The sequence below is a fragment of the Pelagicoccus albus genome (assembly GCF_014230145.1).
Classification (GTDB): domain Bacteria; phylum Verrucomicrobiota; class Verrucomicrobiia; order Opitutales; family Opitutaceae; genus Pelagicoccus; species Pelagicoccus albus.
The window spans coordinates 240,892-252,030 of the sequence record NZ_JACHVC010000001.1; the positions used below are offsets into that span (position 1 = coordinate 240,892).

The 11,139-nt window shown below is 51.6% G+C and carries 8 protein-coding genes; 5 read left to right on the forward strand and 3 right to left on the reverse strand.

The window, feature by feature from the left end; translation table 11 throughout:
* The first annotated feature begins 8 nt into the window (after positions 1–8).
* From dnaB to lpxD, 4 genes are all read left to right on the forward strand, one after another.
* Positions 9–1,421, forward strand: a complete 1,413-nt coding sequence (gene dnaB / locus H5P27_RS01035) for a replicative DNA helicase (protein WP_185658523.1) — start codon at positions 9–11, stop codon at positions 1,419–1,421.
* Positions 1,402–3,837 carry an outer membrane protein assembly factor BamA gene (gene bamA / locus H5P27_RS01040; RefSeq protein WP_185658524.1) on the forward strand — a complete coding sequence of 812 codons (2,436 nt, stop codon included), beginning with the start codon at positions 1,402–1,404 and terminating at the stop codon, positions 3,835–3,837. Before dnaB ends, bamA begins: the two co-directional genes overlap by 20 nt.
* A 39-nt stretch (positions 3,838–3,876) precedes the next feature.
* Positions 3,877–4,470, forward strand: coding sequence for an OmpH/Skp family outer membrane protein (locus H5P27_RS01045; protein ID WP_185658525.1), 594 nt, complete (start codon positions 3,877–3,879; stop codon positions 4,468–4,470).
* A 134-nt stretch (positions 4,471–4,604) separates the two neighbouring features.
* Positions 4,605–5,648, forward strand: a complete 1,044-nt coding sequence (gene lpxD / locus H5P27_RS01050; protein WP_185658526.1) for a UDP-3-O-(3-hydroxymyristoyl)glucosamine N-acyltransferase — start codon at positions 4,605–4,607, stop codon at positions 5,646–5,648.
* Between the two features lie 353 nt (positions 5,649–6,001).
* Here lpxD and H5P27_RS01055 read toward each other — a convergent pair whose 3' ends face one another.
* From H5P27_RS01055 to H5P27_RS01065, 3 genes are all read right to left on the reverse strand, one after another.
* A complete protein-coding gene (locus tag H5P27_RS01055; RefSeq protein WP_185658527.1) occupies positions 6,002–6,379 on the reverse strand; it encodes a hypothetical protein in 378 nt (125 codons plus the stop codon).
* A 64-nt stretch (positions 6,380–6,443) separates the two neighbouring features.
* Positions 6,444–6,977, reverse strand: a complete 534-nt coding sequence (locus H5P27_RS01060; RefSeq protein ID WP_185658528.1) for a DUF5069 domain-containing protein — start codon at positions 6,975–6,977, stop codon at positions 6,444–6,446.
* Positions 6,978–7,131: 154 nt separating this feature from the next.
* The gene (locus H5P27_RS01065) at positions 7,132–9,603 is read right to left on the reverse strand and encodes a ribonuclease R family protein (protein WP_185658529.1); all 2,472 of its coding nucleotides are present in this window, start codon (positions 9,601–9,603) and stop codon (positions 7,132–7,134) included.
* 87 nt (positions 9,604–9,690) lie between these two features.
* Here H5P27_RS01065 and glgA point away from each other — a divergent pair, with 87 nt between their 5' ends.
* Complete coding sequence (glgA, locus tag H5P27_RS01070; protein ID WP_185658530.1) at positions 9,691–11,139, forward strand: glycogen synthase GlgA; 1,449 nt, start codon at positions 9,691–9,693, stop codon at positions 11,137–11,139.

Here is an 11,139-nt window from a genome sequence, read left to right on the forward strand (position 1 = left end):
GCTCCTTCATGTCGACCAAGCCGTTTCCGGAGGGAAAGTACTCCGACAAAAAGAAAGCTAGCCCGACTGCTCTCTCGTTAGCCGGGTTGACGCCGCCTCATAGCATTGAGGCGGAAAAAGGCCTCCTTGCTGCATGTTTGCTGGACCCTGCTGAGATCATTTCTCGATGCATGGCCCAGAAGTTGCCGCCGGAGGCTTTTTATCATCCTGCTCACCAGGTCGTTTTCGAGGTGAGCTGTGATTTGTTCGAGAGCAAGTCCATGCTCGATGCCCAAGTGTTGGCGGAAGAGCTTCGAAGTCGTAACAAACTCGAAGAGGTGGGAGGTTTCGTTTACTTAGCTGAACTAACCTCGCACATTGAGACGACTGCCCATGCGAACTACTTTTTGGACAAAGTTCGCGAGCATTACACTCGTCGCCGTCTGATTCGGACTGCCTCGTTAAGTATCGAGCGTTGCTTCTCCAGCGACCACCAGGACGTGGAGCTGCTGGTAGACGAGATCGAAAAGGAGATTTATTCAATCTCAGACGGCCAAGTCGCTGACACAACACATCCTGTTCGCGAAGCGGTAGTAGAAGCGGTTACCTTGGTCAAAAGAATGATCGAGAACAAGGGAGTCCTGACTGGGCTCTCGAGTGGTTTCCGCGGTATCGACAAGATGTTGAGTGGCTTGAAGCCGACGGAAATGATCGTTCTCGCCGCTCGTCCGTCCATGGGTAAAACAAGTTTGGCCCTCAATATTGCGGAGCGTGTTTCTATGTCGCACGAAGGCCGTCCCGCTCAGGCTGGAACTTTGGTTTTCAGTTTGGAAATGGGAGCGGAGCAGCTCGCGATGCGTTTGCTGACTGGCCGCGCCAAGATCGGCGTTTCCCGTTTGAGAGACGGCATCATCAATCGCGATGAGCAGGAACAGATCGCTGCTGCTGCGGTCGAGTTGAAAGAAGCTCCCATTTGGATCGACGATTCGTCCCAAGTTACGATCAATCAGCTTCGCGCTAAGGCTCGTCGAGTCTTTGCTCGCAACAAGAATATGGGATTGATCGTGATCGACTATTTGCAGTTAGTTGCGGGGTCGGATCCCCGAATTCCGAGAGAACAGCAGATTTCCGAAATATCTCGGGGTATAAAGGGGCTGGCGAAGGAACTTAAGGTCCCTGTCATTGTTCTCAGTCAGCTCAATCGTGACTCCGAAAAAGAAAAACGTCAGCCCAAGCTTTCCGACCTGCGTGAATCAGGCTCGATCGAGCAAGATGCGGACGTGGTTCTACTTTTGGCTCGACCCAAAGATGCGGGTGACGATTTTTCCGTTGCAGCCGACAAGGCGGATCTAATCATCGCTAAGCAACGTGCTGGCGCCGTCGGCGAAATAAAGCTCAACTTCATCAGAGATATAACCCGTTTTGAAGATTACACAGAATAGCCCCTCCCGCTTAACGCGCCTCCTCCTTGCGCTTTTTCTGGTCCCTCTCACTCTCCTCTCTTTATCCGCTCAGGAAGAGGAGGAAGCTGAGCCACCCACGATCAATCAGTTGATTATCAACTTCACTGGTCTCTCGAACGTGAACGAAGAGGTGGCGAGAGCCAACATGTCTCTTCGTGAAGGGGAGGTGTATGATCCGGTCGCGGTGGACCGAGATATTCGCTCTCTCTACCGGTCCAATCTTTTTGAATACATCGAAGCGCGTATTGCTCCAGCAGGTGAAAACACCATTGATGTAATTTTCGACATCCGACCCAAATTCCGAATTTCCGCCATCATATTTGAGGGCAATGATAAGGTCAGCAATGGTAAGCTAAAAACCGAAGCGACGATCCAAGTAAATCAGGTTCTCAACGAGCCGCGTGTCAAAGGCTCGGCCGAGGCTCTGCAGGAGATGTACTTGAAGAAGGGGTTCTCACAGGCACGCGTAGACTATAAGATCGACCGCAGCCCGGTAACTGGCTTCGCCACGGTGACTTTCCAGATCAGAGAGGGGCGTAAGTTCAAGATTGGTAAGGTCAATTTCGTCGGCAACGAGACCGTCAAGGATCGGAAGCTCAAGAAGAAGATGCAGACCAAAAAGTGGGGCTTCTTCTCTGTTCTAACCAACAGTGGTCGATTCGACCGCGACAAATTCGAAGACGATCTCGAGACGCTCAAAGATGTTTACCGTGAAGAAGGCTTCCTCGATATCGATATTGACCCAGCCAATGTGCAGTTCTCCTACCCGAAGGAGAATCGGATGCAAATCGACATCAACGTGGGTGAAGGGAAGCAATACAAGATTGGCAATATCGAGTTCGTTGGAAACAAAACCTACGAGGATTCCGTACTTCGCTTGATGCTTCGCTCCGTGCCCGGTTCTGTCTACAGCCCGGAGAAACTGGACGAAGACGTCGGCCGGATCGAAGACTTTTACGGACAATTCGGTTTCATGGAAACGCGTGTTCGTATGGAGCGTGTCCCTAACACGGAGACAGGCGATATCGACATACAGTACGTCGTCTACGAAAGCGAGAAATTCCAAGTTGAGTCGGTGGACATCGAGGGTAACACCAAGACGAAGAGCGTCGTGGTTCTCCGCGAGCTAGCGCTAACGCCTGGTAGCACTTTCGATAGCGTTCGCATGGAAGCGAGTCGTATGCGATTGGACAACACTCGCTACTTCGAAGACACCAATGTTACGCCGCAGTCGACCAACGTTCCCGGTCGCAAGGACGTTCGAGTGACCTTCCGAGAAGGCCGTACCGGTAATTTCTCCTTTGGGGCTGGCTTTAGTTCTTTGGAAAAAGGCGTTTTCTTTATCGAGCTCACGCAATCGAACTTTGATATCTTCAACTGGCGCGGAGCGTTCCAGGGTGACGGCCAGAAATTCCGTCTCAAAGCTCAGATTGGTAGTTACTCGAATTCCATGGTTCTCGCCTTTGAAGAGCCTTGGCTTTTCGAACGCCGTTTGGCTTTTGGATTCCAGATTTTCAACCAAGAGACAAATTACGAAAACCAGTACTACAATTCCGTACAACAAGGTTTCGAGGTTTCGCTTCGTAAGCGACTCATTGAAATCATCGAAGGCAAGATTTCCTACTCTTTGACTGAACAGGATTTCGAAGCTTATGAGTCGCTGGATTCCGCTGCCTTGTTGGCGAACAGTATCGGTACCAGTTCCCGCTTGAATCTCTTGCTTATCCGCGACTCCCGCGACCGTTTGATCAATTCACTGCGCGGCATGCGTCTCGAGCTTGATTTGACGCGTGCAGGTGACTTTTTGGGCGGCGATTTCGATTTTTACAAGGTAGAATCTCGCAACGCCTTTTACCTACCTCTGTCTGAAAAATTCACCCAAACCGTGGAGTTTCTCGTAAGAGCTGGCGTCGTGCAAGAAACGGACGATAGCACTTTAGTCCCCTACGAAGAGCGTTTCTTCTTGGGAGGACCAAATACATTACGTGGGTTTGAATATCGCGATGTCAGCCCGAAAGAGGGTGGCTCTGCTTCCAATCTTCCGTGGGAAGCGGGCGGAAAGACTTACGGTCTGTTTGGAGCCGAGTATTCCTTTGGTATCACCGAGGACTTCCGTATAGCAGCCTTCTACGATGGTGGTTTCGTTAACAAAGAGACGGGCGACTTTAGTTTGAACCGCGAAAAGGTGTACGATGAATATGGCGGTGTGACTTATTTCGCTGGCCAACGCCGTTCCGGTTGGAATGACAACTATGGCTTTGGTATCCGTATGTCCATGATGGGCACTCCGCTTCGTCTCGATTATGCGATCCCTCTTTCTACTGACGGCTTGGCTGACGATGGAGGCAACGACAACGGCGGACAATTCAACTTTACTTTTGGCGGAAGATTCTAATCTCTCCCCGAACAACACATACAAACTCCTATTCCGTAAATGAAACGTTTCAAATCCCCACTCCTTATCCTTGGCGCCATGTTGATGGGCCTAACAAGCCTGCGTGCTAACGAAGACGTCATCATCACCGTCAAGGTGGATGAAGCTCTTGGCCAGTACTACAAGGTTGAGGCTTTCATGGCTGAGATGGAAAAGAGCGAAACCGAAGCACGCGATAAGGCTGCAGCGATCGAGGCTGAAGGCACTGCATTGGTTGAGCAATTCCAGGAGCTCCGTGAGCAGGCCAACAGCGACATCCTAATGGAAGAAGCTAAGCAGGAAGCTGCGCAGGACGCCCAAGACAAGATGCAAGAGATCCAAGCCAAGGAGCAAGAGCTTCGTCAGTTCGTTGGAAACACTCGTAACCAGTTCGCGGCTCGCCGCCAACAGCAACTCAACTTGTTCTACCAAGACATCGCCGAGGTTGTGAACGAAATCGCAGTTGAGCGTGCGGCTACCTTGGTTATCGACATCACTGCTCGTGCCGGAGATGGACGTGCTCCAGTACTCTACACTGACGGTTCCTACGACATCACACCGCTAGTTATCGAGCGCATCAACGCGACAAAGGGCCAGGAAGAAGCTGCTGAATAATCAGCGTTTCCAACTAGCTTAGTTAGTTATTTTCCAGCCCTACCAGCAAAGGTAGGGCTTTTTCGTTGTCTGATGGGTTGATTTTAAATCGGTTCGCCGGCAATGTTCGCAGCCCATTCTTGTTATTCTGACTCATGCATATCTCTCTCACCCTAAATTCCGTCTTGGATCGCGTGGACTACTCGTCATTTGACGGGGATCTAGGTGTTCGCAGGATTACAGGTGTCGCTTCTCTAGAAGAAGCAAAACAAGGCGATGCGACTTTTGTGGCTTCCAGTAAGTATTTAGATCAGTTGAATGGATCTTTCGCGTCGCTCGCGATTATCCCAGAGGATCTAGAAGTCACTCCGAAAGCGGGACAGCTTTTCCTGCGAGTGAAAAATCCCTCCATAGAGATCGCCAAGTTATGTGAGATGATATCCCAGGAGATGTGGAGCAAACCACCGGCTGGAATCCACCGTTTTGCCGATATATCTCCCACGGCGAGTATTCATCCCACTGCGACAATTGGAGCGTTTGTAACCGTTGCTGCAGGAGCCGAAGTTGGTCCTGGATGCGTAATTGGATCGGGATCCTACATCGGTGTAGGTTGTAAGCTCGATGAAAATTGTTTTCTTTCCGCGAGAGTCACCTTGGAGCGGGACACGGTCCTCGGCGCTCGGGTTCGCTTGCATTCTGGTGTTGTTCTAGGATCCGATGGTTTTGGGTATGAATTCGAAGGGGGGCGTCACCGCAAGGTGCCTCAAGTGGGTTCCGTTCAAGTTGGAGATGATGTGGAAATCGGAGCCAACACGACGGTGGACCGAGGCCGTTTTGGCCCGACTCGTATCGGGGAGGGGAGCAAAATCGATAACTTGGTGCAAGTCGGGCATAACGTCACGGTGGGCAAGCACAACATCCTCTGCTCTCAGGTGGGAATCGCAGGCAGCACGAAATTGGGCGACTACGTCGTTATGGGTGGTCGAGCTGGAGCTTCCGGCCATCTCACAATCGGTAGCGGTGCCCAACTCTCGGGACAGTGCGTGGCCTTTTCGGATTTGGAAGGTGGGGCCAAGTATGGAGGAGCTCCCGCTGTACCACTTGTCGCTTACCAAAGAATAACGGTGGTAACTCGCAAATTGCCTGAATTGTTCAAGCGCCTGAATAAATTAGAGGCGCAATTGCTGGAGGCTCATTAGCCCAGAGTCTGATTTTGCCGTCGCTTGTTTAAGGGGTGTTCTTTCTTAAATTGCCAAGGAACCGCTATCTCTTGGGGTCAGGGCGGCTGATGTTCTACGTGTCGGCAATTTCAAATACACTCTTATTTTCCTAAGTCTAAGCCTAGTAGTGGTGCCCGCTTTGCAGGCCGGGGTATCTGCAGGTCCCTCTGATTCGGTAACAGACGGGTTTTGCGCCTTTGGATCGGTTAAGAGGTGGAGTCGCAAGTCTCCTCTCTGAGGCTTTATTTCAAAAAAAGAAGATGCGGGATTAACTCTCGCATCTTCTTTCGTTTTTTCTTCGAAATTGGCCCGTTTTCCAGAGGCCAAAATTATCATGTATTCGAGATTTGGATAACGGTGGTGATTGTCTTTTGCGTTTTGCTGAAATCTTTTGCGTCTTCATCGTTTTCTTCGCCAACTGGCTTATTCTCGAATTTATCGAATTGAGCGATCATGGTATTTGTCGGCATGAAGATTCGAGCGTCCGCGATGGGGTTGCTGGAGATTTTTTCCATTTTCACCGAATCAAGCACTCGATTCGCGGCGTTGTCCAAGTCTAGGCTCAGCTCTAGTCGAGAGAGAGCCTCTTTGCGGAATTCGTCGGCTGCCTGAGCGGAAGAGTCGAAGTTAGGAGCGGCGTCCTTCGCCCATACACCACTGAGTGGAGCGATGAAGAGCGCGGAGCAGAGAAGTAATTTTGTCTGTTTCATTGTAGTCGAATATACTCGATGAAACAGAGGCGGTTACTGAATTTTTTGCTCCGCTCATCGAATTTTAGGCGTTTACCAACGGGCTTCGCGCTTTCACGAAGTCTACGATGGCTTGATGGTTGTCCATGTTCGCCCATACCAAACGGAGGAATTCCGCAGGATGGATGTCATGGGTTGTGAGGAAATTCCGGTCGCCACCGCAGCAATACATGATCTCTTCGCACAATTCTCCCTTAAGCTTGCCGATCGCTTTCTGGATAATGCGTGGAAGCCATTCGATGCCTTCAACTGCTTCTGGTTTTGGGGGAAGCGAGGAAGCTTCAATCACATTGGTGGAAGACACGCTCTTCTGTACATGTAGGAAGTAGTCCCGTCTCGCTTGCTCGATCGACTGGGCGATCTCGTAGGAAGGCACACCGCCGTGGACTTGATCTTCCCCGTAGTCGAAGAAGTCTTGCACCCGCCATCCGTTAGCCGCGATGAAGGCGAGTTCGTCGGAATCGAACCAGCTGTTCTTGTCCGTATTTCCGGAGCGGTAGAGCTCGACCGACTTGTCGTAGAGCTTCTTGAATGTGTCTTGGTAATTATAGTGTTCCATGCTTCTGATTAACGAAGGGTGGCCCGTCTCGACTTCAAGTTAGAAGCATCGACGGCTTCGAAAACCGGTTGCCCGTTTTAGAGGAAACGCCGCGGGGTGGACGCTTCGTCTAAACGTTATGGAACTTTTTTGAGGCTAGGGGAGCGATCTGGTCTTATCGCTTCTGCCTGCGTCCTCGACTCGCTTTTTTAGACTTCACCTTCTTTGAGGCGCGTTTTCGGTTCTTTAAACCTCGATCGGTTTTGCGTTTGGCGGTCTTGTAGGGGGATGCGGATGGCTTTCGACTGGGCGAAACCGATTCGTCCGGGCTAACTGGCATGATGCTCGGTTTCGGGTTACTCGCCTTTTGCTTGTCGCAGAGCTTGAAGTCCACCTGGCGTTTAAAACGGTCCACCTTATGAACTTCCACCTGGATCGTTTGCCCGAGGGAGTAGGCGTTGCTTTTGCGGCGTCCGACCAAAGCGGTTCCGCTGGCGTTCAGACGGTACAGGTCGTCACGTAGGGCGGAGATGTGAACCATGCCGAATGCATTCGATTCGGTGAGTTCGATAAACATGCCATGGTTTCGGACTTCCGTTATGATCGCGTCGAAAGCGGTCTTCTGCTCTTTGTCGAGTTCCCGTTCAAAGAACTCCAGAAGTTTAACCTTTATCGATTCGCGCTCGGCTTCGACCGAATTCACTTCGGTGTGGCTCAGGTGCTCGGCAACATTGGCCGCTTTGGAGGCATTGTATCGCAGGCTGGTTTCGTTGAGGGCGGGCTCGCCTCTGACCTTCACCAAGAAGTGATTGAAAACCCGGTGGGTTACGAGGTCACTGTATCTACGAATTGGAGACGTGAAATGGAGGTAATCGTTTTTGCAAAGTCCGTAGTGCCCGTCTGGTGTAGATTTGTAACAGGCTTTTTTGAGCGAGCGAAGTACTTGGGTTCGCAACAGCCGGCTTTGCGGGTGACTAGATAGCGTATCTAGTAGCTTCATGAGGTCCTTGCGATTGTTCAGGTCGCCAGTCTCGATTCCCCAAGTTCCCATGTATTCACGGAGGTCGTTGAGTCGCTCTTCGTCCGGGTCCTCGTGTACACGGTAGATGCAGGGAAGGCGGTTACGCTTCATCTCACGGGCTACGCACTCGTTGGCCAGCAGCATGTATTCTTCGATCAGCTGGTGACTTTCGTCGTTATGGATTTTTTCCAATCGGTCTGCGTATCCATTTTCGTCAACGAAGATTTTGGTTTCCTCCATGTCGAGGTTCAGGCTGCCGTGCTTAAAGCGGGCGGCTCGCAATTTCGAAGCGAAGCTCCAAAGTTCTCGGATACATTTTTGGAGTTTGCCCAATTCGCCAGTTGATAGCGTATTTAGGGCTCGCCCGGTAGAACCAGTCTGGTGAGCGGGTGGCAGCTTTAAGTCTCGGGCGACTTGCAGGTCGTCGTTTTTCAGCAATGCGTAGGCTTGCTTGTAGGTGAGTCGCTTGTTGCTGCGGATTACGGTGTTGGCGTAGTCGACATCGACGATGTCGCCCTTTTTGTCGAAGGTTACGAAGACTGACTTCGTCAGGCGATCTTCGTCTTCGACCAGACTGCAAACGCCATTGGAAAGGGAGCGTGGAAGCATCGGGATCACGATCCCGACGAGATAGGTGGAATTTCCACGCTCAAAGGCTTCCTTGTCCAATTTCGTTCCGCCTCGTACGTAGGCGGCCACGTCGGCAATGTGGATACCGACTTTGGTGTGTTTTGAATCCGGATACTCAACCGAGATCGCATCATCGAAGTCCTTTGCGTCATCTGGGTCGATCGTGAAGGTGAAGGCTTCCCGCAAGTCGCGTCGTCCGATCAGCTGCTTTTCCGTAACCTTAGGCGGCACGGCGGCGGCCTCTTTCATGACCTCGGGAGGGAATTCGGTTTCAAGATTGTACTTGTGCAGCACGGCCATGAGCTCCGCTTGTGGCTCGTGGGTTTTGCCGAGGTTTGCGATGAGCTCGCCTTCTGGATTGACGTGGCGTTGCTCCCATTCGTGTAGCTTGGCCACGACTTTGCTGCCGACCACGGGGATGGGGTCGAGCTTCGATTCTTCAGGTGGCGGCACGTAAATGTCGTGTACGATACGAGGATCATCCGGGGCCACGTAGTGGAAGAAACGTGTTTTGCAGAGCGTCCCGACGACAGTGTCACGGGCCCGCTTTTGGATGCGGATGACTCGACCGTAGGGTCCATCCGGCTGGTGGCTGGGTTTTGCTTTTCCTCGGCTTTTCCAAGCGGGCTTCACCGGTGGTAGATCGGATATGCGCACCACGACTTTGTCGTCGTGCATGGCTACTCCGGTGTCCTCGGCGAGAATATTGATCGGCTCTGGATGGGATTCCCCTTTTTTCGGATCGGGGATTAGGATGGCGGACCCTTTCTGGCGAAATTTGATCGTTCCGCTCACGAGGTCGACATCCTTGGGGATGGCGAAGCGGTCGCCTTTGATGCGGACAATGTCAGCGTTGGCGAGGAGAAGTCGGATCTCGTAGTCGAGATTGCGTCGTTCTTTTTTGCCGAGTCCGAGCTCGGCGGAGATTCCAGATTTGTCTAGCGGAGCGTAGTCCGCTTCTTGCAAGAGGGCGATGATTCGTTCCCTAAGTTTCATTTAACGGGTAAGTTGGCCGTATATTGGCCTACGGGCATTCAGTTTTATGTTGGATTTGCGGCCCTAATCTTTAGATCAAAGAAATCTATGAAAATCGTTCATGCAGCAAGCGAGATGTTCCCTTATGTTAAAACTGGAGGTTTGGCAGATGTCTGCGGATCCCTCTTCAAGTCGCTTGCTAGCGTAGGGCATGATGTTTCGTTTTTTCTTCCTGGATACCGAAAGATCATCGAGTCCAAGGAGTTCGAAAGCGCAAAGCTAAAGGTGGTGCTGCAGGTTGAGTTAGGCGAGCAATTTCTCCGTGGGGAGGTTTGGGCTATCTCTTTGGGCAAGCGCCAGACGCTTTACATTATTCGCCGCGACGAGTTCTACGATAGGGCCAATCTCTACGGAACTCGCGAACGCGACTATGATGACAACGATCGCCGCTTCATCTATTTCAGCAAGGCAGTCGTGCAAGCGATGCGTTTGCTAGAGATCAAAGCGGACATCCTGCACTGCCACGATTGGCAGACCGGTTTGTTGCCGCTGTTCCTCCGTATGACCGAGCAAGAGACGGGACGTTCCCTCGCGCTAAAAACTTTTTTCTCCATCCACAATCTCGCCTTCCAAGGCTTGTTCCCTCGTTCGTCTTTCAAGCTCACCAATCTTTCTCCGGAATTCAATGCCATCGATGGGCTCGAATTCTACGAGCAGATCAGCATGATCAAGGGCGGGATCTTCTTCTCGGACAAGGTCATGACCGTTAGCCCCAACTACGCTAGGGAGATTCTAACATCGGAATTTGGCTGTGGTCTAGAGGGCGCTTTAAAGGTGAGGGAAGACGATTTGGTAGGTATCGCCAATGGTATCGATATGGACGTCTGGAATCCGAAAAAGGATCCGTATCTGCTAAATCACTACAGCGTAAACGATCTGTCCGGCAAAGAGCTTTGTCAGGAAAATCTGCTCAAGAAGGTCGGACTTAAGAAAGGGGAAGGCCCCGTTTATGGCATGGTCGCACGCCTAACGGAGCAGAAAGGAGTCGATCTCCTGCTGAAGCGTATGAATTTCTTCGTGAAGAACGATTGTCGCCTGGTGGTATTGGGCAAGGGCGATCCGACCTACGAGAAGGCGCTTCGACGCTGGGCCAAGTCGCATCCTGAACATATTGCGATCTGCGTTCTCTTGGACGAAGAGATGTCCCACTTGATCGAAGCCGGCTCGGACTTCTTCATCATGCCTTCCATTTTTGAGCCCTGTGGACTCAATCAGATGTACAGTCAGCGTTACGGAACGCTACCGCTTGTTTCTGGTGTAGGCGGTCTCAAGGACACCGTTATCGATGTGGTCTCGGATCCGGAAAATGGCACGGGTGTAGTGTTTGAGCCGAACGATCTGGCCTTCAAGCAGGGCTTGGAAGATTCGCTGGAACTCTTCGCCGACAAGAAAGCCTTTGATCACACGGTTTTGCGAGCAATGCGACGCGACTTCTCGTGGAAGCGTGTCACTTCCGAATACGAAGCCTTGTATCAGGATTCCGTTTACAGCGACTAG

Coding starts and splice junctions, on each gene's coding strand:
- lpxD (WP_185658526.1), top strand. CDS start 4,605: ATGCATATCTCTCTCACCCTAAATTCCGTCTTGGATCGCGTGGACTAC.
- H5P27_RS01055 (WP_185658527.1), bottom strand. CDS start 6,379: ATGAAACAGACAAAATTACTTCTCTGCTCCGCGCTCTTCATCGCTCCA.
- dnaB (WP_185658523.1), top strand. CDS start 9: ATGTCGACCAAGCCGTTTCCGGAGGGAAAGTACTCCGACAAAAAGAAA.
- glgA (WP_185658530.1), top strand. CDS start 9,691: ATGAAAATCGTTCATGCAGCAAGCGAGATGTTCCCTTATGTTAAAACT.
- H5P27_RS01065 (WP_185658529.1), bottom strand. CDS start 9,603: ATGAAACTTAGGGAACGAATCATCGCCCTCTTGCAAGAAGCGGACTAC.
- H5P27_RS01045 (WP_185658525.1), top strand. CDS start 3,877: ATGAAACGTTTCAAATCCCCACTCCTTATCCTTGGCGCCATGTTGATG.
- H5P27_RS01060 (WP_185658528.1), bottom strand. CDS start 6,977: ATGGAACACTATAATTACCAAGACACATTCAAGAAGCTCTACGACAAG.